Raw genomic sequence first — 22,101 nt, forward strand, 5'->3', positions numbered from 1 at the left:
CGCTTCACCTTGCCCGCGCGGCCATCGCCCATCCGAACCGGTGGCCGCGCGCAGCATCCCCCGCGCCGCGCGCGGCCACCCCAGGAACTTCCAGGAGTGGCAGTGGCTATCGCCAGGGACACCAGCGGCCGGGTCGTGACGGTCCGCGACATGCTCGACGGCATCAGCACCTCGCTGAAATACACCAACTACCAGCTCGACACCGCCGGCACCGGTCACGAGCCCCACCCGTGGAACTGGACCGAGTCCGCCGGCCACTTCCGCAGCGTCATGACCAAGGAAGCCGAACTGGCCGAACACGTCGCCCGCACCATCGACCGCTGGGTCAAGGCCAACCCGCACACCGACGCCGCGAACCTGGCCGCGATGCGCGCCGCGTCCAAAGACCTCAAGGCCGCCGCCCGCAGCCTGGTCAACCTCGGCAAAAAAATGCGCAACGTCCAAGCCTGCCTCGACGTCACCAAGGCGTAGCCCCATGCGCAGCACCAACACCTCCACCGCGATCAACCGGCGAGCATGGGACCGTCAGGCGCGCCTCGCGCTGCCGCACGACCGGCCGATGACACCCGGGCGGATCGAGTGGACCCAGTATCCCGGGCACGGCCCGGGCACCGAGCTGTTCGGCGACGTCAGCGGACTGACCGTGGCCGAACTCGGCTGCGGCAGCGGCGACAACCTGGCCCCGCTTGCGGTACGCGGCGCGCGCTGCGTCGGGGTGGACCTCGCACCGCTGCAGATCAGTCGGGCGCTCACCCGCTGGGGCCACCTGCCGATCCACTTCCACTGCGCCGACGCCCGCGCCTTCCTCACCCACACACGCCCGCTGGATGTCTGCTTCTCCATCTTCGGCGCGGTGGGCCTGTGCCCACCGGAGCAACTCCTACCGCTGATCGCGCAGCACCTGCGCCCCGGCGGCCGGCTGCTGTTCTCCGTACCCGACCCGCGCTGGCTCGGCCCACGCCGCACCCTGATGCGGCTAGCTGACGGAAGCTGGGCTCCCGTCGCCCGCTGGCTGTCAGGGCCGCAGGGCTGGAGGGCCGCCGTCACCGCTGCCGGCCTGCAATGCCTGAGTGCCGACTCCATCGACACACCCGGCGGCGACAACACCTGCTGCCTGCTCGTCCGCGCCCAGAAGGCCGGAGGGGGTTCCGATGCCTGAATCACCGCCTCCAAGCCGCCCGCCGCGGGCCTGTTTCTGCCCACACACGGCTCGGCTGGTCAACTCTCTGCACGCCTGCCGGACCCTACCCATATCGAAGGAGGCCTCCGGATGAGGCGCGCCAAGTGGCTGCTACCCGCAGGTGACGAACCTTTCGATCCCGTAGGGCTCGGTTCCGCCACCCGCTACGGCCGCCACGGTGGCTGGCTGCTCGCCAACCCGACTGCTCACGCCAATCAACCGGCCGACGAGGTAGCCGAAGAGAACCGCGCCTTCTGGGCTCTGCTCGACAACCCGTCCGGCGACAAGCCGACCACCGAAGGCAACTCCCGGTGAACGCACCCGACGGCGCCGCTCACCAGCGCCCTCCTCGACATGTGGAGCCGGACACGTTCGAGCAGCCCACGCAGGTCATCAGCGCCGTGCCGGCACGGCCAGTTCGGCTGGCCGACGAGTTCTTCCTCGTCGCACACCATGACCAGACTGGTCGACCCCGCCTGCACGATGCGGGCATCGGTCTCGGCCTGGCCGCAGCGCTGCTACTGGAACTGCACCACGAGGGCAGGGTGACCTTCGACCGCGGGCAACTGCGGGTGCGGGACAGCCGCCCCCCGGCGGACGCGCTGCAGCATCTGGTCTTGGACCGGCTCGTAGCCGAGTCGCAGCACACCGCCACGCAGGTCTGGCTGGCCTTCGTCGCGGACTCCGCCGCCGAGCAGGTAGCGCAGCGGCTGTGGCAGGCCGGAAAAGTGCAGCCGACGCAGGTGCGGCGGTTGTGGCGCAGCAGCGTCGTCTACGTGCCCACCGACATCAACGCCGCAGCGTGGCCGTGGGCCCGGTTGTCGTACAAGCTGCGCCGCTACGAGCAACTCGACCCGTTCGACCTGGCCCTCGCTGGCCTGGTGATGCACACCGGGCTGGACCGGTACGTCCTCGACGGCGCGCCCTACGCCACCGGAGCGCACCTGCGCGGCCTGCTCGACGCGGCCTGGCCGGCGCTGCGCGACCTGCTCGCCGATCTCGGCACCGCGATCGGCAACAGCGTCCTGACCCACCGCACCTAATCCGCCGCGCGCGAACTGCGGCGGCTAACCCACCCCTTACCCCCTCAATGGAAAGAGACGTCATGGCTCACAACCAACCGGACACCGTGTCGGCCGTGCTGGCGCGCGGCCGGCTCGGGATCCCCTCGGTGGTGTTCTTCGTCATCGCCGCCGCCGCGCCACTGACCGTCGTCGCGGGCGGCGCGACCACCGGCTACGCGGTCACCGGCGTGACCGGCATCCCCGTGGCCTACCTCGTCGTCGCCGTGGTGCTGGCGCTGTTCGCGGTCGGCTACGTGGCGATGTCCCGCCGCATCGTCAACGCGGGAGCTTTCTACACCTACGTCGCCCGGGGACTCGGCCGGCCCACCGGCGTGGCCGCCGCTTTCGTGGCGCTGTTGGCATACAACGCGATGCAAATCGGCCTCTACGGCGGCTTCGGCGCGGTCCTGGCCCAGTTCCTGCAAGCCCGCTACGGCTGGGACGTGACCTGGTGGGCGTGCGCCCTGGCAGGCTGGGCGGTGGTCGCGGTTCTCGGGGTCCTGCGCATCGACCTCAACGGCAAGGTCCTGGCCGTCATGCTCGTCGCCGAGTGCGCCGTCGCCTTGCTCTTCGACGCCGTCATGGTGACCCGGCCCGTCAACGGCGCCGGCGTCACCTTCGACACTCTCGCCCCGTCGCACATCTTCGCCGCCGGCATCGGGGCGGCGCTGGTCACCGCGATTACCGGATTCGTCGGCTTCGAAGGCACCGTCGTGTTCTCCGAAGAGACTAGAGACCCTCGCCGGACCGTGGCGCGCGCGACCTACATCGCGGTGGCAGTTACCGGCCTGCTCTACGGCCTGTCCGCCTGGGCCATGTCCGTCGCCACCGGACCCGACCAGATCGTCGCCGCCGCCCAGACCGACGGCACCGACCTCATCTTCAACCTGGTGTCCCCGCACCTGGGCGACACCATCGTCACGATCGGCCGGATCCTGTTCATCACCAGCCTCTTCGCCGCCCTGCTCTCCTTTCATCACACGGTCGCCCGCTACCTGTTCGCCCTCGGCCGTGAACGCGTGCTGCCCGCCGTGCTGGCCCGCACCAGCCGCCGCACCGGCGCGCCGAAGGCCGGCTCGCTCACCCAGAGCGTCCTCGCCCTCGCGGTGATCACCGGCTACGCACTAGCCAGGGCGGACCCGATCGTGCACCTGTTCTTCTGGATCACCGTCACCGGAGGACTCGGCGTGCTCATCCTCATGACCGTCACCTCCGCCGCGGTCATCGGCTTCTTCGCCACCACCGGCCACGACGAGAGCGCCTGGCGGACGTGGATCGCCCCGCTGGCGGCCACCCTCACCCTCGGCGCGATCCTCGCCGTCACCCTGCAGGAGTTCGACACCCTCCTCGGCATCGACGCCACCAGCCCGCTGCGCTGGGCGTTCCCCGCCGCATACGCCGTCGCCGGCATCCTCGGCGCCACCTGGGCGCTGCTGCTACGCGGCATGCGCCCGGACGCCTACGCGGCGATCGGCCTCGGCGCGGCCAGCGTCGCCGCACCCTTGCGCGACCCCGTCGTCCGCCAACCCGCCTAACCCTCAGGCCAGGAGACCATGCCACCCAGCACACCCGCCGTGACCGTTCGCCGCGCCACCGACGACGACGCCACTGCGCTGAGCACCGTGCTCGCCGAGGCGTTCCTGCCCGGCCCGATCGGCGACTGGCTCATCCCCAACCTCACCCACCGCCGGACGATCTACCACCGGTACTTCGCGCTGATGCTGCACCGCGGCCTGCACCACGGCCACGTCGCCACCACCACCGACCTGTCCGCCGTCGCCATCTGGTACGACCGCACCCAACCGCCACCGCCCTCATCCAGCGATTACGACCTCGCACAGACCACCGGCATCTACGCCCACAGATTCAGCCTGCTCGACGCCACCTTCGAGGCCGCCCACCCCCACGAGGCGCACCACTACCTCGCCTTCGTCGCCGTCGACCCCACGCGGCAGGGACACGGCATCGGCAGCGCCCTGCTCGCCGCCTACCACACCACGCTGGACCGCACCAACACGCCCGCCTACTTGGAAGCCAGCAACGAACGCAACCGCAACCTGTACCTGCGCCTCGGCTACACCCTGCGAATACCCATCGTCCTACCCGGCGACGGCCCCACCCTATGGCCCATGTGGCGGCCACCCACACCCTCGCAGCAGGCGGGCATCTGACCCAGAGCTAGCCGGCACGCGCGATCACAGCAGGCCTAGACAGGTTGGGTCGGGGCTCGCGCGGTGCTGTTGTCGCCGTCGAGCAGGCCGAGTAGTCCGGCGGTGAACAGTTGCCGCCGGACGGCGGGTGGGATGTTGACCAGCCGCAGGGTCCCGCCGCGCACATACACGGCCCGGTGGCAGGCCACGAGCGTGCTGGTGGCGGCCGGGTCGAAGTGGGCCAGGCCGGCGATGTCGAGGTCGACGTGCTGGACGGTGTCGCCGCGCAGCGCGGCGAGCACGGCGTCGTGAACGAGGCCGCTCGTCGCGGCGTCGAGTTGGCCGGTCAGGCGCAGCCGTACGAGTATGCCCTCACCGCTGGCGGTGATCGTCACGTTCATGGTTCCTCGCTTCGCACCCCGTCGCAGGGGCTTCAGTCGCGGCGAGAGGTCGGGTGGCACCTGCACATTACTCTCCGAGGCGGTCCGGCGCCGCATGGCGACTGGCGAGACGCTCAGTCGGGGAGGGGTGGGAGGTCGATGTCGTCGTCGGAGTCGGGCATCGACACCCACCCCTGCCCGTTTATGCCTGGCACGGTTGGGCGAGCAGCTACTCGGGCGCGATGTCCTGGTCACGCAGCTCGGGCGGCAGGTAGGAGCCGTGCTCGCGTCGGCGTGGCCTGTCCACGAGCGCCATCGTAAGGGTGGTGCGCATCGGCGATGGCCGCTTCCAGCGATCCAGTGCTCAGATGGTCAGCGTCCGGGTGAAACGGGCTACGCCCGCCCGAGCGGGGCATGCACTCAATCCTGACAGCGCCGGCTCGGAATACACCGCTCCCAGTACGAGGTCGCAGCGGGCCGAGGGTCACGTGAGGCGGTCTCAGGAGCTGGCGCGGGCGGGGCGCTGGCGGGAACTCTGTACCCAGCCGAGAAACCGTTGCCTCAGGTCACGGGGCGAGGCAACGAGGTCGGCGGTCGCTTCGGCTAGGCAGGCGGCTAGGTAGATGCAGAGGTTCGCCGGCTCGCGTTCGTACTCGTGCAGTAGCAGGCGACGACGAGTGGGACAGGGCCACTCCTGTCTGCAACCACGACACAACCAGGAGGGTGTAACGGGATCGTGCGAGTCAGGCATATCGCTTGCCTCAGCATCAGCAGGGATCGAACGGCGGGCGTTCAGCGGTCGGGAAGAATTCATCGTCACACGATCCCCGTTTGCACACGACCACCCGAGGGTGTGTGTCGTCGAAACGACGGACGCGATGTCAGCGGTTCGTGTCCAAAAGCGGCGCATCAAGGCGCTGCCCCTCAGCGACACAGGACTGGCTGTCGTTCTGGCGCTGTCACCGGCTCGGCACTACCGGCGACATCACCCAGCCCACCCAGCCCGACCAGCGACACCCCTCGGCCTTCGCCCGCTCGACCAACTGCGGGGCGAGCTCCTGTCGAAATGATCGCGTGCCCTCGAGACGTGAGGATCGATCTCTCTGATCGGTCATGATGCCGCTGCTCCTTCACCGCTTGCGGGTCTTGCGTCGGGGGCGTCCTTGGGGTCGTTGACCGGGCCGGGGCGCTGCGACGCTGGCCGTGACGGCGATGGCGTCGGCTGCGAGCCGGTCGCTGTGGATCACGTACCCGAAGCCGCCCCCGCTGTGGCATTCCTGGCCCGCCTCCACGCCGCACCGCGGACAGGCAGCCGCCGTCCGGGACGTGGCCCGGTCGATCCATCGGGGGCGGTGATCCCGACGCCACGACTCGATCTGCGTCAGCACGAGGGTCAGCGACGCCGCGCCAAAAAAGTGCAGGTGGCGGTAACTGCCGACCGGGGCCCACACTCGATAGCCCACGCCGTCGAACTGGTCGGGCCGGATTGTGGTGCCCTCAGGGCTCGTGGGCAGGTACGTCCAGGCAGGCCACAGCTGCGCGAGGCTCAAGCCGTCGTGAGCCTCCTCCTCTCGCCGCCATCCGGGCCGGCCCGCCAGCACCGCGGACAACTCGTCGATGTCGGAGGGGAGCCCTGGCTCCCAGGAAACTCCACGGCCTGCGTTGAAGTCACGGTCCGGGAGCCGGGCCGGCCACCGCCACGACTCGATCTCGTCGAGAGCCGCCACGATCTCGTCGGTCGAGTCGAAGGTGACCGATTTGACCTCACCGCTCAGCGGCGGATGCGCTATTCCGGTGATCTCGGCCGCGGTGCGCAGCGCCGGCTCCGAATCATCCTCGTCGTAGTAGTACCGCACCGACGGCGGGTAGACCGAACCGTCATCATCGATCGCCGTCGCCTCACACGGCGTGACGGAACCCCGTTCGCCACTGGCGCCCGGCGGCATCGATGGCACGAAATCCCAACCGCCCTGCCCACGCCGCCAGCCGGGGCGCTGCTCCAGCAGGGCGAACAGCTTCTGCAGGCCCCGCTCCCACGCCTCACCGGCGTTGTCGAGATCCCACCTCACGGGCAGGCTTGCCTTCGTCTCGGTCACGACCGGCCACCCCTTCTCGATGCGATGTCTGGCCGAAGCAGGGCCGCTGGTAACCGTAACGCGCAACGCCGCCACGGATTGCCCGGGCCAGACCGCCGCAACATTCACCGTCACGTGTACCGGGGCCCCGATCGTCGCCGCACGAGCCACGCATCATTTGTACGTCCACAGCGGAGCGCGCAGCCTTTATCCGAAAGCCTGGGAAGCCCAAACGGGTGGTTGATCTCGTGTCGTTGTTCTTACGCTGGAGCTGTCGCTTGACGGCGTGGGGAGGTTGTGGTGAGTGAGGGCAGTGACCAACAGGGTCAGGAGTGGATCATTCCGCTGATTCCGGGCACCGTGATGGACGACGAAGAGGCCTATCGCTGGTTGGTACTCAGCCGGGCGGTCAAGGACACCCCAGCGGTCCATCAGCATTCGCGAGCTTGACGAGGAGACGGTCATCGAGCAGCTCATCGCGCGTGTCGCGTACGCGGACCGGTGTGGCCTCAGAATTGAGGAGCAGCGCGAGGCCGCCAGTTTGATCAAAGAATGGCATGTCCTGAATGGCTACGACTACATGTACGAGTGGCCGGAACGCCTAGCCGCCATGACGGTCGATCAGATCATCGCCAACATCGTCGCAGACCGCAAGGCCGGCGGCATCGCACCACCGCCCACACCAAACCCCGGCGATCCCGACGACTGGACATGGCTCCCCCCCTTTCGGCCGGGTCGCTTACCCGGCGAACCGTCCAGAAACCTGACTGAGGCAGCCAGGCAGTGGCGGCGGGATGCCCCTGAGGCGACAGCGGTAGGGGTCCGCATGAGTAGGCCGGCAGGAACTGTGGTCCATGCCCATTGCCAAGCTCCACAGGGCTGCAACAGCGCTGGCCGGTTGACGTGGGCGGCCCTGTGGTTCGCGCGGAAACTTGATTACGCGTTGGCTTCCGGCCCAGCCTGGGTCCACTGTCACCCTTAAACAGCACCTCTGGAGACCCCCGGCGTTGCCGACGCTGCTCAGGCAGACGCCGAGCGGAAGGCAACCCTAACGAGGATGCCTGCCGGCCGGCCTTGCAATCCGCCTTCCGTTAGGCCACGTCCTCGCTCGCTTCGGCCTGATCCAACATCAACGTCGCCTCGCTGTCAGCCGAAGACGCGGGCAACGCAGTCTGCTCCGCTCTGAGGATCTTCAGCAGCAGCGAGACGCGAGCGTTGGATACTCCGTGCCCGTCGTCGCGCATCGCGTCGGCCAAAGCGTCCCGAGACAGGGGCCGACCGTCCCTGGCAAGGGCGGCGTAAGCGGCCCGCGCCGCCGCCAGCAGATGCATCACCGCGCTCGCACCCACCGGAACGGGCGGGCCGGCCGACCGGCCCGAGGCCGGGCTCCCCGGTAGGCCGGTCCCGTCCCTCGCGAACGGTCCGAGGTTGCCCGTCCGTCCGTCCGGCGTCGGCCCGGACGACGCTCCGCCGTCCGGGCCGGTCCCCAGGACGGTCCCGGGGACCGCCGGACGATCAGCGGCCGTCCGCTGATCGTCCCGGACCGTCCGCTGATCGTCCCCGGCGTGATCGATCATGCTGAACAGCAACTTGACCGCCGCTAGCATGGACAGCGCCGGCCACCCGGCCAACGCCTTGCCAATCAGATCGTCGCCGCCCACAGCGACGTTCGCGGCGAGACTGGCCAGAGTGCCAACCACGAGCGCCACCCACGGAACCCAGCCGGTCCGACGGCCAGCGCGCCGCTGCACTACCAGATGCAGACTCGCCACGATCTCCAACCCGTCAACGCTGACCGGGAACGCATACGCCTTCCAACCCGACTGGCCATGCAGCAAGGCGAGTTCGGTCATGTGAGCGAACGAGATCGCGCCCGCGACGCCCGCCAACGCGAGAACGGTCACCCACGCCAACGCGCGCAACACCCAATCGGCACGGCCACTCATCGGGCCGCCCTCTCAGCAGAGGCGGACATTGCGAGCGGCACACCCAGTCCGGCATGCGCACACGGGACGGCTTGGACGTAGCCGTCATAGATCGCTGATCCATGGTCAATGCGGGCGGTAGGTCGGAAAATCAGTGTGTCAAATTCCGGGTAGGGGCTTGCCGCTGCCCGCCATGCCGTCGATGAGCTGGATCCGTGCGCCGGCCTCCACGTCCTTAAGCAGGCGCGTCAACGTCTGCTGCCGGCCGGTGAAGTCGCCGATCGCCCGGGGCAGCGAGCGCACCGGGCCCGCCGACCGGACCTCCCGGCCGGCCAGCGCGAGGTCACCGGCCAGCACCCGCTGGTGCAACTCCTGCAGAGCGCCGCCCGGTTCGAGGCCCAACTCGTCGGCGTAGAACCGACGGCCCTCCCGGTAGACCGCCAGCGCGTCGGCCTGTCGACCCACCGACGAGAGCGCGATCATCAGTTGCCCCCGCAGCCGATCCCGCGACGGGTACACCTCGACGCTCTCGGTCAACTCCACGATCAGCTCGGCGGCCCGCCCGAGGCGCAGCTCGACGTCGACGCACTCCTCCAGCACGGTGAGGCGCTGCTCATCCAGCGTCTGCGCCCGGCGACGGACACTACGGCTGGCGATGCCAGCCAGCGCCGGGCCCCGCCACAGAGCCAGCGCCGCCCGGTAGTGCGTACGGGCGTCGACCAGACGACCGGCCGCGCCCGCCGCCCGAGCTACCTCCACCCCCCGGGTGAACAGGTTCGCGTCCAGGTCGGCGGGATCGATACGCACGCCGTAACCGGCGGGATCGGTCACGATGGTCCCCGAGGTGAATCCCAGCTCGGTGAGGCGACGCCGCAGCCGCGACACACACGTCTGCAACTGGGCACGGGCGGTAGCCGGAGGATCCTCCTCCCAGACCGCGTCGACGAGCTCGTCGACCGGCACCAGCCGGCCGGCACGCAGCAGCAGCATCGCGAGCACGACCCGGTCCCGACCTGCCGTGACGGTGGACCCACCACCGACACGCAGAGACCCCAGGATCCCGAACCGCATCTACTCCCCCGCGTCGATCACACAACCAACCAGCAGAGTAGTCCGACGATCACAGCTCGGCGCAGGCCGACCACCGACGCGAGAGACGCCTCTTGGCGTGACGGAGCGGTCAGCGGCGGCCGATGGTGAGCACCGGCTTGGTGACCTCGGCGAAGAAGTCGTTGCCCTTGTCGTCGACCACGATGAAGGCGGGGAAGTCCTCCACCTCGATCTTCCAGACGGCCTCCATGCCCAGCTCGGGGTATTCGAGCACCTCGACGTGCTTGATGCAGTCCTGGGCGAGGCGGGCCGCCGGTCCGCCGATCGAGCCGAGGTAGAACCCGCCGTACTGCTGGCACGCGCGGGTCACCTGACCCGACCGGTTGCCCTTGGCCAGCATCACCTGCGAGCCGCCGGCGGCCTGGAACTTCTCCACGTACGCGTCCATCCGGCCGGCCGTGGTCGGGCCGAACGAGCCCGACGCGTAACCCTCGGGCGTCTTCGCCGGGCCGGCGTAGTAGACGGCGTGGTCGCGCAGGTACTGCGGCATCGGTTCACCGGCGTCCAGCCGCTCGGCGATCTTGGCGTGGGCGATGTCCCGGGCCACGACGAGCGGGCCGGACAACGACAGGCGAGTCTTCACCGGGTACTTGGACAGCTCGGCGCGGATCTCGTCCATCGGCCGGTTGAGGTCGACCCGGACGACCATCTCGGCGTCGAGCGCATCCTCGGTGACCTCGGGCAGGAACCGCGCCGGGTCGGTTTCGAGGCGCTCCAGCCAGACGCCCGACGGAGTGATCTTGGCAACGGCCTGTCGGTCCGCCGAGCAGGAGACGGCGATCGCCACCGGGCACGACGCGCCATGCCGGGGCAGCCGCACCACCCGTACGTCGTGGCAGAAGTAGCGCCCACCGAACTGCGCGCCGATGCCGAAGTTGCGGGTCAGCTCCAGCACCTCCGCCTCCAGCTCCAGGTCGCGGAAGCCGTGGGCGCTCATCGAGCCCTGCGTCGGAAGGGCGTCCAGGTACTTCGCCGAGGCGTACTTCGCGGTCTTCAACGCGTACTCGGCGGAGGTGCCGCCGATGACGATGGCCAGGTGGTACGGCGGGCAGGCGGCGGTGCCGATCAGCCGCAGCTTCTCCTCCAGGAACTGCATCATCCGCGTCGGGTTGAGCAGCGCCTTGGTCTCCTGGTAGAGGTACGACTTGTTGGCCGAGCCGCCGCCCTTGGCCATGAAGAGAAACTTGTACGCGTCCGGGTGTCCGTCCGGGTCCTCGGCGTACACCTCCACCTGGGCCGGCAGGTTGCTGCCGGTGTTCCGCTCGTCCCACATGGTCAGCGGGGCGAGCTGGGAGTAGCGCAGGTTGAGCTTCGTGTACGCCTGGTAGACGCCCCGGGAAATGGCCTCGGCGTCCGCGCCGTCGGTCAGCACGTGCCGACCGCGCTTGCCCATCACGATCGCGGTGCCGGTGTCCTGGCACATCGGCAGTACCCCGCCGGCGGCGATGTTGGCGTTGCGCAGCAGGTCCAGCGCGACGAACCGGTCATTCGGCGACGCCGCCGGGTCGTCGATGATCGCCCGGAGCTGCGCCAGGTGCGCGGGGCGCAGGAAGTGCGCGATGTCGTGCATCGCCTCGGCGGTCAGCGCGGTCAGCGCGGCCGGCTCCACGGTGAGGAAACGACGACCCCCCGGGCCGTGCACGACGTCCACGCCTTCGTCGGTGACCAGGCGATATTCCGTCTGGTCGGGGCCGGTCGGCAGCAGGGGGGCGTACGAGAATGCGGCGGCACTGCTCATGAGCGGCAAGCCTAGGGCAGACCGGTCGATCATTCCCACCCGCCGGGCTGGGTCTGGGACGCCGCTCTCATCCACCGAGGTCGGCAGCGCTCAGCGCCCCGAAGTCCCGTCCGCTCAGCCGTCCTTGCCGCCGTCCGGTTCGGTGCACAACTCACCCTTGGGCCCGCAGTCGCCGTTGCCGTCACCCGACCCCGGGCGGGTGCCGCCCGGGCCGGGGTTGCCGCCGTCGCCGGGCTGCGGGACGGGGGCGCCGGGCGTGGCGCCGAAGCGGACGTACCCGATCTCCCGCCCCTCGCCGATGATCATGCCCTGCGAGCCGACGGCGAGAGCGTTCGCCGAGGTACGCAGGACGGCCAGCTCCCGCCCGGTGCGCGGGTCGAGGGCGACCAGCCGCGACGGCTTCTCGTCGGCGAGCACCGCCGCGTACGGGGTGAGCGCCGCGTCCGCCTTGGCGGTGGCCGGCCTGGTCCACCGCACCTTGTCGGCACCGAGTTCACGGGACACCACCGAGCGCTTGTCGGCGGAGCGGAACACCGCGTAGCGGTCGTCGACGGCGACGAGCTTGGTGCTGGCCTCGCCGACCCAGAGCAGCCGTCCGTCGTACCCGTCGATGACCGCCTCGCGGCCGTCCGGGCCGACGCCGATCAGCACGTTCCGCGCGCCCTGCGGGTCCTCGCGCTGGACGCAGCCGGCGGTGTCGGCGGTGCGCAGGTTGACCCCGGCCCGCTGCCACGCCTCCTGCCCCGTCGCCGGGTCCCGCGCGGAGATGGCGAAGTAGCAGGTGCCGTCCTCGGAGCGGGCGGCGATCCGCAGCATCCGGCCGCCCACCACCGACAGCCGCTCGTCCCGGCCGGGCTCGACGTTCTGCAGCACGCGACCGGTGGCGGTGTCGACGACGTGCACCCGGCCGTCGACCGGGAAGCCGAGCAGCGGAGGTGCCGCCTCGGCCCCGGCCACTCCGTCGTCGATGCGGGTGGCGGTGAGCCGGCGTGTGCCGCGCAGGCCGGGGTTGTCGGCGAGCAGGCCGCTGTGCACCCCGGGCAGAAAGGCCGTCCACAGTGGCTTGGTGCCGCGCGGGTCCCACGCGCTCAGCGTGCAGTCGGTGGCATCCGTGCAGCGGGCGTCCAGCAGCAGGTTCCGGTACGTCCACACGGCCACGGCGTCGTCGTCGCGCCGTCGGACCACCCCGGTGGTCGGGTCCAGCAGCTCGTACCCCTTGACCAGGAGCTTGCCCACGGCGACGACCGGATCGCGGTCGCCACCCGCGACCGCCGACCAGTCCGCCTTGCGTTCCCAGAGCTGGGCGCCGGTGGCCAGGCTGCGGGCCTCCACCCGGGTGCGCTGCTCGACCACGACAGTGTCGCCGGCGATGGTCACGCTGCGCGGGGTGCCTCCGACCCGCTGCTGCCAGACCACGTCCGGCTCGGAGATGGGTTCACTGCGGTCCACCCAGTCCCAGATGCCGGGGAACGGATTCCAGACGCCGGTGGCGGCGAGGGCGACGACCACGGCGAGGCCGGCCAGCAGCCCGACGCGCACGCTCCCCTTCGCCACCCGCACACCGTAGCCACGATCACGGATCTTCCGTACGCCCGCGCCGCCGTGTCGCCGCGCTTTCTGCGCCGGAAGGTGTTACGGCGCTGCGGACCAGTGGGAGCGTGCGGTAGGGAATCTGCTCCGCCAGCGCGATGATCGTCGACGCGCGGGTGATGCCGGCGAACGAGACGATCTGGTCGATGACCCGTTGCAGGTCGGTGTTGGAGCGGGCCACGATCCGGCAGAGCAGGTCGCTGGAGCCGGTGATGGTGTGCGCCTCCAACACCTCGGGGATCGCCGCCAGGTGGGCGGTGACCGGGTCGTGGCCCTGCCGTTGGCTGATCTCCAGCGTGACGAAGCTGGTCACCCCGAAGCCGATCGCGGCCGGCGAGATCTCCGGACCGAAGCCCCGGATGACACCCCGCTCGATGAGCTTGTCCAGCCGTGCCTGCACGGTGCCCCGGGCCACGCCGAGCCGCCGGGAGCACTCCAGCACCCCGATCCGCGGCTCCTCGGCGAGCAGTTCGACCAATCGAACATCGAGTGCGTCGAGCTGTACATCCTGCTCACCTCTCACGGGTTCAGACCATACCGAATGCGCAACCTGACCAGCATTTACGTCGACAGTTGCCCACTCGATGCCCGCCCCGCGATCCTTCGGTCAGGAACCGGCCCACGAGGCCGGCCGGTACGCGAGGGAGGCCACCATGACCCAGGCGATCGACCGACCCCAGTCGACCGAGGACGTCGACATCGACCGGCTCGTCGGCGCTGTCGACCACGACATCAGCCACGACCCGTTCCCCGTCCGTGGGCTCGACCACGTGCACTTCCTGGTCGGCAACGCCAAGCAGGCGGCGCACTACTACTCCACCGCGTTCGGGATGACCTGCGTGGCGTACCGGGGCCCGGAGCAGGGTTACCGCGACCACGCCCAGTACGTGCTGACCAGCGGATCGGCCCGGTTCGTGCTGACCGGCGCGGTGCGCCCGGACGCCGACGGCGCGGAGCACGTGGCGAAGCACAGCGACGGCATCAGCGACATCGCGCTCGAGGTGCCGAACGTCGACGCCGCGTACACGCACGCCGTCGGCCAGGGCGCCACCGGCGTCGTCGAGCCGCACGACGTGACCGACGAGAACGGCACCGTCCGGATGGCCGCCATCGCCGCGTACGGCGACACCCGGCACACGCTCGTCGACCGGTCCCGCTACCGCGGCCCGTTCCTGCCCGGCTTCGTGGCCCGCGGCCCGATCGTCGACCGGCAGCCCATGATCGACGCCGGCATCCAGCCGAAGCGGTTCTTCCAGGCCGTCGACCACGTGGTCGGCAACGTCGAGCTGGGCCGCATGGACGAGTGGGTGGAGTTCTACAAGCGGGTGATGGGCTTCTCCAACATGGCGGAGTTCGTCGGCGACGACATCGCCACCGACTACTCGGCGCTGATGAGCAAGGTCGTCGCGAACGGCACCCGCAAGGTGAAGTTCCCGCTCAACGAGCCGGCCATCGCCCGCAAGAAGTCGCAGATCGACGAGTACCTGGAGTTCTACCAGGGCCCGGGCGCCCAGCACATCGCCGTCGCCACCAATGACATCGTGGCCAGCGTCGACGCGATGCGCGCCGCCGGTGTCGAGTTCCTGGACACGCCCGACTCGTACTACGACGACCCGGAGCTGCGGGAGCGGATCGGCAACGTGCGGGTGCCGATCGAGCAGCTCAAGGAGCGCAAGATCCTGGTCGACCGGGACGAGGACGGCTACCTGCTCCAGATCTTCACCAAGCCGGTGCAGGACCGCCCGACCGTCTTCTTCGAGCTGATCGAGCGGCACGGCTCGCTGGGCTTCGGCAAGGGCAACTTCAAGGCGCTCTTCCAGGCCATCGAGCGGGAGCAGGAAGCGCGCGGCAACCTGTAACACTGTCGAGCGTGACGCAGCCTCCGTCGTACCCGACGCCGCCGGCCGGTGGGCCTCCGCCCGCCGCCGGCGGCGTCGCGCCATCGCCCGGCCCACACCCCCAGGGGTACGGCGTGCCGCCGCACCAGGCCCCAGCGGGGTACGGCGTGCCGCCGCAGTACGCCCCACCCGGATACCCTCCCCCGCGCTGGCCGGTCGCCCAACCCGCGCTCAGCCCGGCCGGCCAGCCGCTGGCCAGCTTCGGTGACCGGCTGCTGGCCTGGCTCATCGACACGGCACTGGCGAGTGTCGTGTCGATGGTGCTGTTCCTGCCGGTCTTCCTGGTCCTGTGGTGGCAGATGTTCAGCGAGATGACCCGTACCAACCCGGACGGCACGCTCGTGGAGCCCGACCCGGCCGCCTTCCTCACCGACTTCTTCCTGCCGCTCCTGCTGGCGGAGCTCGGACTGGTCGTGGTGCTGCTCGGGCTCTACTGGCTCTACCACGTGGAGTACCTCAAGCGCGGCGGCCAGACGCTCGGCAAGAAGATCATGAAGCTGCGGGTGGCGCCGCTCGACCCGAACCGCACGCTGGACCGACGGATGGCCGGCCGCCGGTGGCTCGTGCAGTACCTGGCGTGCTCGCTGGTCCCCGGCCTGAGCTACGTCGACGGGTTCTGGCAGCTCTGGGACAAGCCCTGGCAGCAGTGCCTCCACGACAAGTTCGCCGCGACGGTCGTCGTTAAGGTTGCCTCGTGAGCGAGCGAACCAGCAGGTACGGCAGCGGAGCGTCGGCGTGAGTGTGCAGCCCGGCTGGTACGTCGACCCCGCCGACCGCGAGACCCGTCGTTACTGGGACGGCGAGGGTTGGCTCGGCGCGGCCATCCCCGTCGACGCGACCCCGCCCGACGGACCGCCCCCACCCGAGCCGCCGCCCGTACCGGTCACCCCGGTCGCGCCGGTCGGCGCCCCCTCGGCGGACACCGCGCCGGGCTGGCCGCGGCACCCCGGCCCACCGCACCCCGGCCCGCCGCACCCTGGACACGGTCCGCAAGCCGGCCCGCCTCCGGGCTGGGGCCAGCAGAACGGTCCCGCCAATTGGGGGCCGCAGGGCACGCCGCCCGGTTGGGGCCCGCAGGGCACACCTCCCGGCTGGGGCCCGCAGAGCGTGCCGCCCGGCTGGGGTCCCGGCTGGCCCGGCCGTCCACCGGAGCCGCGTCCGCACGGGCTCAGGTTGGCCGGTTACGGGCGGCGGCTCGTCGCCCGGTTGATCGACTTCGCTCTCGTCTTCGCGCTGAACGTGCTCGTCAACGGCTGGTTCGTCTGGCGGTGGCTGGAAGAGCTGACGCCGTACTGGCGGGAGGCGTTCCGACGTGGGATGGAGGGCAACACCTCCAGCGAGGGGCTGCCGCCGATCAGCGAGCAGGCCGGGCTCCTCCAGGTGGCGATCGTGGTGATCGCCACCGCGCTGTGGCTGGCGTACGAGGTGCCCGCCATGGCCGCCAACGGGCAGACCATCGGCAAGCGGGTGATGCGTATCCGCGCCGTCCCCATCGAGGCCGACCAGCCGTTGGGCTTCGGCCGGGCGCTGCGCCGATGGACGACGCTGGGCATGCCCACACTGCTCTGGCCCTGCTTCGGGATCGGCCTGCTGATCCAGCTCATCGACTCCGTGTCCCCGCTCGTCGACCACCCGCTGCGCCGGGCGCTGCACGACCGACGCGCGCTGACGGTGGTCGTCGAGGTCCCCGCCACCACCGGTCCCCCCGCCAACGACGATCACCCTCAGCCCTCGGGAGACACCCCATGACCGACTCCGGACGCCACCAGCCGACGATGCGACTGACCCGCGCCGACCTGGACGCGCTGCCCAGCTACGTGCCCGGGCGCAGCCCCGCCGACCTGGCCCGCGAGCTGGGTCTGCCGGAGGCCATCAAGCTCGCCAGCAACGAGGTGCCGTACGGGCCGCTGCCGGGCGTGGTCGAGGCGGTCACCGAGGCGGTCAGCGGCTCGCACCGGTACCCGGACATGGGCGTGGTCGCGCTGCGCGACGCGTTGGCCCAGCGGTACGGCGTGGACGCCGACCGGATCGCCACGGGCTGCGGCTCGGTGGCGCTCGCCGAGCACCTCGTACGGGCCACCTGCCTGCCGGGTGACGAGGTGCTGTACGCGTGGCGGTCGTTCGAGGCGTACCCGATCATCGCGGCGACCAGCGGCGCGACCAGCGTGCGCGTCGCCAACGACGCCGGGCACGGGCACGACCTGGCGGCCATGGCGGCGGCCGTGACCGACCGGACCCGGATGATCCTGGTCTGCAACCCGAACAACCCCACCGGCACGGCCGTCCGCCGGGCTGAGCTGGACCGGTTCCTCGACTCGGTGCCGGACGACGTGCTGGTGGTCATCGACGAGGCGTACCGGGAGTTCGTCACGGACCCCGAGGTGCCGGACGGCCTGGACTATCTCGGTCGGCCGAACGTGGCGGTGTTGCGCACCATGTCCAAGGCGTGGGGCCTCGCCGGGCTGCGGATCGGCTGGCTGGTCGCGCAGCCGGCGGTGGCGGCGGCGGTCCGCAAGGTGGTGACGCCGTTCTCCACGAGTACGGCTGCCCAGGCCGGCGCGCTCGCGGCGCTGGCGCAGGCCGACGAGATGGAGCGCCGCTGCGCGCTCGTCGTCGCCGAGCGGGACCGGGTCACCGAGGCGCTGCGCAAGTTCGTGCCCGACGTGCCGACCAGCCAGGCGAACTTCGTCTGGCTGCCGCTCGGCGACCGGGCCGTGGCGTTCGGCAAGGCGTGCGAGTCGCGCGGGGTGATCGTGCGGCCGTTCGCCGGGGACGGCGTCCGGGTCACCATCGGCACCCCGGCCGAGAACGACACGTTCCTGGCGGCCGCGGAGGCGGCGCTCGCCTGACAGTTGTTGCCCGGGGCCGGTCCGTCAACCCCGTACGGACCGGCCCCGGGCGTCTCAACCGGCGGTCGCCGGTTGCCGGAACCGTCGGCGGTAGGTGTACACCCCGAACAGCAGCAGGATCAGCAGTGAGCCGGCCACGCCCGAGCCGAGCACGAGTGCCCCGCTGTCGAACTTCCGCTTGGTGGTCGCGGCCGTGGCGGGACCGAAGTCGACCGAGCCGGTGGCCGTCCGCTTGGTCCATCCGCTGGCCAGATCCAGCCGGGCCTTCCACGGGCCGTCCGGTAGTTGCCGGTCCAGCCTGACCCGGATTGTCGTCCGTCCGTTCAGCGGTAGCGTCCGCGCCTCGGCCCGCAGCGGACCGGCCGAGAGTCCGCTCGGCCCGTCGGTGAGCCGCAGCTCGCCGGCCAGGTCGAGCGCGCGTTGACCGGTGTTGCGGACCTCGGTCGTGACGAACGGGGTGCCGTCCGTCTCCCGACCGCCGCTGAGCGGGCCCACCTCGAATCCGGAGGGCGGTTCCCCGCCCGGCCCCACCGACAGGTAGACCCGGATGCCGGCCCGCGCGATCTGCTCGACCATCCGCTCGTCGCCGCTGCTGGACTGGGCCCACACCACCGCGTACCGCTCGCCGGCCTCGGCCTTCTCCGGCACCCGGATGGTGACCCAGACCGTGACCTCGTCCTCCGATGCCAGCTTGACCTCGGTCGTGTCGACCTTGATCCAACTGCTGAGTTCGTTCTCCGTCCGGTCGGGCGCGAGCACGAAGCCCTTGTCGGTCACGTCCGCCGCCGCCGGGTAGACCTCGACGAGCCGTTTCACCGCTGAGACGTTCTCCACCACCATGCGCCGCCGGATGGTGGTGCCGGGGTGCACGTGGTCCACGATGTACTTGTGTGCACGGGTGTCGTCGCGCCGGTTGACCGGTGCGTCGAGCAGCCGTACGCCGACCGCGGCCGCATTTTCGTCGTTGGTGGGACTGGCCGAGGGCCGAGGTGACTTGTCGCCCCGGTCCAGGCCTGGTACGTCCGCCTCCACCATGTTCGGATCGTCGGGCGCCGCGCCCGCGAAGGAGTGCGCGCCGGCCGCCGTCGCGGGCAAGGCCGGCGCCCCGGCGGTGACCGCGAGGGTCACCGCCAGGGCGAGGGTACGAAGAACGTCATGCCACCGAATGGGTGATCACCCCCGAGTAGGTGCCGCCGACCGCGGCGGGCGGGACCGTGATGCGGAGCGTGGGGTTCCAGGTCGCAGAGTTGTTGCCGCTGCCGGAGGTCTTGCTGAACGCCACCCGGGGCAGGTTCAGCGTCACCGCGTCGGCGGACGTCAACTGCCCGGGAACGAAGGTGCCGGTACCGGTCGTGGAGACCGCCGGACCGGACCAGTACTCCACCAGGTTCGGCAGGATGGTCTCCGTGCCGGTGCCACCGCCGGTGGTGAACGCGGTGCTGGTTACCGTGGCGGTCCAGGTGGCACTGAGCGCCGACCGGCTGTCGATGACGGTGACGTTGCCGAGTTGCCCCTGGATCGTGCTGCCGGCGAAGGCCGCGCCCAGGTTGACCGACGGCGGCACCGAGATGTCCAGGTTCGCGGTCGAGATGGTGAAGGTGACGACGGTGTCGCCGGACGGCGCTGCCGCGGCGGGGGCCGCCAGGGCCAGCACTGCGGCCCCGGCGGCGAACAGGGTAAGAAGTGGCTTCCTCATGCAAGCGACGCTACGGGCTGGAGTCTCCGCAAGGCGGGGCATAACGGACGAATCACCCATTAGGCGACAGAGTGGGTAATAGTTCCGGTGTACACACCTGCCACCACATTGGACGGTACGGCGACGCGTATCGTGGGGATCCACGACACCCGGTTGTTGCCGTTGCCGGCGGTCTTGCGGAAGGCCTCGCGGGTCACGTTCAGGGTGACGGCCTGCGCCGCGGTCAACTGACCAGGGACGAGGGTGCCGCCCCCGGTGCTGTTGACCGCCGGGCCGGACCAGTACGAGACCTGCCCGTTCGAGATGGTCCGGTTGACACCGCCACCTCCGGTGATGAAGACCGTCGCGCTCACCGTGGCGACCCAGAGGTTCGGATTCCGTTACCGCGCTGGTCGCGCACCTCCACCGTGCCCAACTGCCCGGTCAGCACACCACCGACGAAGCCGCTGCCGAGATTGACGGCGGCAGGCACGGTGATGTCGACGCCCGGCGTGAGGGCAAGTTCGACGGTTCGGGTGGCCGGCGCAGCCTCGACGGGCAGGGCCCCGCCGAGCGCGAGAAGCAGGCTAAGTGGAACAACAATGGAACGCACGCCAGGGACTATAGTAGTTTTTGTCCGTTTTGTCGAAGCCCCGGGCGTCTCAACCCGCGGCGGGTCGTGTCAGTTCGGTCGGCGGCGTCGGGCGACGAGCCAACCGATGGCCACCAGGGTCACGCCCAGCGCGAGGAGGAACAGTACCGACCCGCCGCCCGAGCCGGTGACCGGCAGCTTCCCGCCGTGACTGGGCGTCGGCCGGTGCGGGTGCCGGGTGGGCTGGGGCGTCGACGGGGAGGGCTGGGGCGTAGACGGGGATGGCTGGGGCGTAGACGGGGATGGCTGGGGCGTGGCGGTCGGCACCACCTCGAAGGTGACCCGGGTACCTTCCGACGGCGCGACCCGCACCGCGGTGAACGCTGTCGCCGGCAACTCGCCCGATCCGAGCATCGGCACCGCGATCACGAGGCCGGCGCTGACGGCGATCAACCACCTGGCTGCTCTGTTGCCCACTCGACGACTCCTTCCACCGGAACCTGAACCATGAAAAACCTACCTATTGTGGTCAAACATGGTGGAAGTTTCAGGGTCGGGTGCCCCGATCAGGTGGCGGCCAGGATCACCGCCTCCGAGGTGAGGTAGTAGCGCTGGTCGTCGCCGTCCGGATCGACCGGCTCGCGCAGCCGCTCCATCGCGACGTAGCCCGCCTCGGCCCAGACCGCCCCGGGCGTCCAGCCCGTGCCGTCCGAGCCGACGTTGAGCGTGCTGCGGGACAGCAGACGCCCGCTTGCGGGGTCGAGCGTCACCAGGTCGTTCCCCTCGGTCAGCAGATGCACCCGGCCGGGCTGGGCGGCGAGCACCCGCGCCGGACCCAGGCCCGCATAGCGCCACAGCTCGGCACCCGTACGCGCCGACCGACCCACCGCCACCCCGTCGACGACGCCGACAGCCTGTTCGCCGACCACGACGACGCCGGCCGGGTCCAACGTGGGCGCGGCCACCGGCTCGCCACCCCCCAACACCCAACCCCGGCCACCGGCGTCACCCGGACCAGCCGTGCGCAGGGCCAGGCACCCCGATCGGCCGGTACGACATCCGAGCGGGGTGACCCTGAGGTCTTCCGGGCCGCCCGGCGGTCGCCAGCGCTCTCCGACCCGGCCCGTCGCGGCGTCCCGGAACTCGATCACAGCCGGTCCGGAGCAGGTGTCCAGACCGATCACCTGCCCGGTCGCCGTGGTGCCGACGTCGCTGCGGCAGTCGCCGGGCAGGTCGGTCCGCCACAGCTCCCGACCGCTGGACACCTCCACCCCGCTCGCCCGCGTCTTCCCGGAAACCGTCAGCACGGTCCGGCCGTCCGGGAGGTCGCTGAGAAGGAGACCGCTCGGGTTCCAGACGACGGCGGTGCCGGTGCGCCGGACCACCGCCGTGCTCGCAACGGGCACCGGCCCGTCGGCCCGCCAGCGGACCCGCCCGGTGGACGCGTCGAGCGCGACCAGCCGGCCGTCCGACCAGCGGCTGACCACGATGGTGCCGCTCGCCACCACCCCGGTCAGCGCCGCCGGCCACCGCCGGTACGACCAGTAGGGGGTGGTGCGGTGCCGCCAGTCGACCGGCCGGTCGGCGTAGACCTGGCGGTGGGCGGCGTACACCCGCAGCCGCCCGTCCACGATCAATGGGGCGACCGGGAGACGGCCGATCACGCCGGCCGCGGGTTGGGGCGCCGCCGGATAGTCCGCTCGGGCCGGCGTACTCACCTCGGCCGGCGCGAGCACCCGGTGGACGACGACCGCGACGGCCGCCACGGCGAGTAGCACCGCCACCGCCAGCACGAGCCGTCGCCGGCCCCTCGGGAACCCCATGCCGCACCTCCGCCCGGCACCCTACCCAGCGCAGTGGGTCGGAGCCCGGTCA

General features: G+C 70.7%; 23 protein-coding genes and 1 pseudogene. 11 read left to right on the top strand and 13 right to left on the bottom strand.

Features of this window, described 5'->3' with window-relative positions; translation table 11 throughout:
* Positions 1–102: 102 nt before the first annotated feature.
* From ACLQ25_RS21615 to ACLQ25_RS21640, 6 genes are all read left to right on the top strand, one after another.
* Positions 103–471 carry a hypothetical protein gene (locus ACLQ25_RS21615; RefSeq protein WP_425732616.1) on the top strand — a complete coding sequence of 123 codons (369 nt, stop codon included), beginning with the start codon at positions 103–105 and terminating at the stop codon, positions 469–471.
* Positions 472–475: 4 nt separating this feature from the next.
* Positions 476–1,159, top strand: coding sequence for a class I SAM-dependent methyltransferase (locus ACLQ25_RS21620; protein ID WP_425732617.1), 684 nt, complete (start codon positions 476–478; stop codon positions 1,157–1,159).
* A gap of 111 nt (positions 1,160–1,270) precedes the next feature.
* The gene (locus ACLQ25_RS21625) at positions 1,271–1,495 is read left to right on the top strand and encodes a hypothetical protein (RefSeq protein WP_425732618.1); all 225 of its coding nucleotides are present in this window, start codon (positions 1,271–1,273) and stop codon (positions 1,493–1,495) included.
* Positions 1,492–2,223, top strand: coding sequence for a GOLPH3/VPS74 family protein (locus tag ACLQ25_RS21630; protein ID WP_425732619.1), 732 nt, complete (start codon positions 1,492–1,494; stop codon positions 2,221–2,223). The genes ACLQ25_RS21625 and ACLQ25_RS21630 overlap by 4 nt, the downstream gene beginning before the upstream one ends.
* Before the next feature lie 62 nt (positions 2,224–2,285).
* A complete protein-coding gene (locus tag ACLQ25_RS21635; RefSeq protein WP_425732620.1) occupies positions 2,286–3,779 on the top strand; it encodes an APC family permease in 1,494 nt (497 codons plus the stop codon).
* Between the two features lie 18 nt (positions 3,780–3,797).
* Positions 3,798–4,415, top strand: coding sequence for a GNAT family N-acetyltransferase (locus ACLQ25_RS21640; RefSeq protein WP_425732621.1), 618 nt, complete (start codon positions 3,798–3,800; stop codon positions 4,413–4,415).
* A 35-nt stretch (positions 4,416–4,450) separates the two neighbouring features.
* Here ACLQ25_RS21640 and ACLQ25_RS21645 read toward each other — a convergent pair whose 3' ends face one another.
* Together ACLQ25_RS21645 and ACLQ25_RS21650 are read right to left on the bottom strand one after the other, a co-directional pair.
* On the bottom strand, positions 4,451–4,795 hold the full coding sequence (locus tag ACLQ25_RS21645; protein ID WP_425732622.1) for an STAS domain-containing protein: 345 nt from the start codon (positions 4,793–4,795) through the stop codon (positions 4,451–4,453).
* Positions 4,796–5,904: 1,109 nt separating this feature from the next.
* Positions 5,905–6,870, bottom strand: coding sequence for a hypothetical protein (locus ACLQ25_RS21650; RefSeq protein WP_425732623.1), 966 nt, complete (start codon positions 6,868–6,870; stop codon positions 5,905–5,907).
* A gap of 279 nt (positions 6,871–7,149) precedes the next feature.
* On the opposite strand from ACLQ25_RS21650, the gene ACLQ25_RS21655 reads away from it, so the two are divergent.
* On the top strand, positions 7,150–7,299 hold the full coding sequence (locus ACLQ25_RS21655) for a hypothetical protein (RefSeq protein ID WP_425732624.1): 150 nt from the start codon (positions 7,150–7,152) through the stop codon (positions 7,297–7,299).
* A gap of 641 nt (positions 7,300–7,940) precedes the next feature.
* On the opposite strand, the gene ACLQ25_RS21660 is transcribed toward ACLQ25_RS21655, so the two are convergent.
* The 5 genes and pseudogenes from ACLQ25_RS21660 to ACLQ25_RS21680 form a co-directional block, all read right to left on the bottom strand.
* Complete coding sequence (locus tag ACLQ25_RS21660; RefSeq protein ID WP_425732625.1) at positions 7,941–8,795, bottom strand: DUF2637 domain-containing protein; 855 nt, start codon at positions 8,793–8,795, stop codon at positions 7,941–7,943.
* A gap of 156 nt (positions 8,796–8,951) precedes the next feature.
* A pseudogene (locus ACLQ25_RS21665) lies at positions 8,952–9,845 on the bottom strand (AfsR/SARP family transcriptional regulator); the annotation flags it as partial.
* Positions 9,846–9,954: 109 nt separating this feature from the next.
* Positions 9,955–11,622, bottom strand: a complete 1,668-nt coding sequence (locus tag ACLQ25_RS21670) for a fumarate hydratase (RefSeq protein ID WP_425732626.1) — start codon at positions 11,620–11,622, stop codon at positions 9,955–9,957.
* 114 nt (positions 11,623–11,736) lie between these two features.
* Positions 11,737–13,182 (bottom strand): PQQ-binding-like beta-propeller repeat protein, encoded by a 1,446-nt coding sequence (locus tag ACLQ25_RS21675; protein ID WP_425732627.1) that lies wholly within the window; start codon positions 13,180–13,182, stop codon positions 11,737–11,739.
* Between the two features lie 13 nt (positions 13,183–13,195).
* On the bottom strand, positions 13,196–13,735 hold the full coding sequence (locus tag ACLQ25_RS21680) for an Lrp/AsnC family transcriptional regulator (protein WP_425732628.1): 540 nt from the start codon (positions 13,733–13,735) through the stop codon (positions 13,196–13,198).
* A gap of 130 nt (positions 13,736–13,865) precedes the next feature.
* On the opposite strand from ACLQ25_RS21680, the gene hppD reads away from it, so the two are divergent.
* Genes hppD through hisC form a run of 4 tightly spaced genes read left to right on the top strand, consistent with a single transcriptional unit; the run spans position 13,866 to position 17,959 of the window.
* A complete protein-coding gene (gene hppD / locus ACLQ25_RS21685; RefSeq protein WP_425732629.1) occupies positions 13,866–15,071 on the top strand; it encodes a 4-hydroxyphenylpyruvate dioxygenase in 1,206 nt (401 codons plus the stop codon).
* 11 nt (positions 15,072–15,082) lie between these two features.
* On the top strand, positions 15,083–15,808 hold the full coding sequence (locus ACLQ25_RS21690) for an RDD family protein (protein WP_425732630.1): 726 nt from the start codon (positions 15,083–15,085) through the stop codon (positions 15,806–15,808).
* A 37-nt stretch (positions 15,809–15,845) separates the two neighbouring features.
* The gene (locus ACLQ25_RS21695; protein WP_425732631.1) at positions 15,846–16,859 is read left to right on the top strand and encodes an RDD family protein; all 1,014 of its coding nucleotides are present in this window, start codon (positions 15,846–15,848) and stop codon (positions 16,857–16,859) included.
* A complete protein-coding gene (gene hisC, locus ACLQ25_RS21700; RefSeq protein WP_425732632.1) occupies positions 16,856–17,959 on the top strand; it encodes a histidinol-phosphate transaminase in 1,104 nt (367 codons plus the stop codon). Before ACLQ25_RS21695 ends, hisC begins: the two co-directional genes overlap by 4 nt.
* A 54-nt stretch (positions 17,960–18,013) precedes the next feature.
* Here hisC and ACLQ25_RS21705 read toward each other — a convergent pair whose 3' ends face one another.
* The 6 genes from ACLQ25_RS21705 to ACLQ25_RS21730 all read right to left on the bottom strand — a co-directional run bounded on the left by ACLQ25_RS21705 (position 18,014) and on the right by ACLQ25_RS21730 (position 22,049).
* On the bottom strand, positions 18,014–19,087 hold the full coding sequence (locus tag ACLQ25_RS21705) for a hypothetical protein (protein WP_425732633.1): 1,074 nt from the start codon (positions 19,085–19,087) through the stop codon (positions 18,014–18,016).
* A gap of 25 nt (positions 19,088–19,112) precedes the next feature.
* A complete protein-coding gene (locus ACLQ25_RS21710; protein ID WP_425732634.1) occupies positions 19,113–19,655 on the bottom strand; it encodes a hypothetical protein in 543 nt (180 codons plus the stop codon).
* Positions 19,656–19,714: 59 nt separating this feature from the next.
* Positions 19,715–20,008 (bottom strand): hypothetical protein, encoded by a 294-nt coding sequence (locus ACLQ25_RS21715; RefSeq protein ID WP_425732635.1) that lies wholly within the window; start codon positions 20,006–20,008, stop codon positions 19,715–19,717.
* Entirely contained in the window at positions 20,005–20,247 is a 243-nt protein-coding gene (locus ACLQ25_RS21720) for a hypothetical protein (protein ID WP_425732636.1), read from the bottom strand. The genes ACLQ25_RS21715 and ACLQ25_RS21720 overlap by 4 nt, the downstream gene beginning before the upstream one ends.
* Positions 20,248–20,316: 69 nt before the next feature.
* A complete protein-coding gene (locus tag ACLQ25_RS21725) occupies positions 20,317–20,703 on the bottom strand; it encodes an LPXTG cell wall anchor domain-containing protein (protein WP_425732637.1) in 387 nt (128 codons plus the stop codon).
* 89 nt (positions 20,704–20,792) lie between these two features.
* Entirely contained in the window at positions 20,793–22,049 is a 1,257-nt protein-coding gene (locus ACLQ25_RS21730) for a PQQ-binding-like beta-propeller repeat protein (protein ID WP_425732638.1), read from the bottom strand.
* Positions 22,050–22,101: the final 52 nt, after the last annotated feature.

It is taken from the genome of Micromonospora sp. DT44 (assembly GCF_049841635.1).
In the GTDB taxonomy this organism is placed as follows: Bacteria; Actinomycetota; Actinomycetes; order Mycobacteriales; family Micromonosporaceae; genus Micromonospora.

What these genes read in the sequence shown, in the direction of transcription:
- ACLQ25_RS21730 (WP_425732638.1), bottom strand. Translation starts at nt 22,049, where the DNA reads ATGGGGTTCCCGAGGGGCCGGCGACGGCTCGTGCTGGCGGTGGCGGTG.
- ACLQ25_RS21710 (WP_425732634.1), bottom strand. Translation starts at nt 19,655, where the DNA reads ATGAGGAAGCCACTTCTTACCCTGTTCGCCGCCGGGGCCGCAGTGCTG.
- ACLQ25_RS21670 (WP_425732626.1), bottom strand. Translation starts at nt 11,622, where the DNA reads ATGAGCAGTGCCGCCGCATTCTCGTACGCCCCCCTGCTGCCGACCGGC.
- ACLQ25_RS21620 (WP_425732617.1), top strand. Translation starts at nt 476, where the DNA reads ATGCGCAGCACCAACACCTCCACCGCGATCAACCGGCGAGCATGGGAC.
- ACLQ25_RS21625 (WP_425732618.1), top strand. Translation starts at nt 1,271, where the DNA reads ATGAGGCGCGCCAAGTGGCTGCTACCCGCAGGTGACGAACCTTTCGAT.
- hppD (WP_425732629.1), top strand. Translation starts at nt 13,866, where the DNA reads ATGACCCAGGCGATCGACCGACCCCAGTCGACCGAGGACGTCGACATC.
- ACLQ25_RS21645 (WP_425732622.1), bottom strand. Translation starts at nt 4,795, where the DNA reads ATGAACGTGACGATCACCGCCAGCGGTGAGGGCATACTCGTACGGCTG.
- ACLQ25_RS21660 (WP_425732625.1), bottom strand. Translation starts at nt 8,795, where the DNA reads ATGAGTGGCCGTGCCGATTGGGTGTTGCGCGCGTTGGCGTGGGTGACC.
- ACLQ25_RS21635 (WP_425732620.1), top strand. Translation starts at nt 2,286, where the DNA reads ATGGCTCACAACCAACCGGACACCGTGTCGGCCGTGCTGGCGCGCGGC.
- hisC (WP_425732632.1), top strand. Translation starts at nt 16,856, where the DNA reads ATGACCGACTCCGGACGCCACCAGCCGACGATGCGACTGACCCGCGCC.
- ACLQ25_RS21640 (WP_425732621.1), top strand. Translation starts at nt 3,798, where the DNA reads ATGCCACCCAGCACACCCGCCGTGACCGTTCGCCGCGCCACCGACGAC.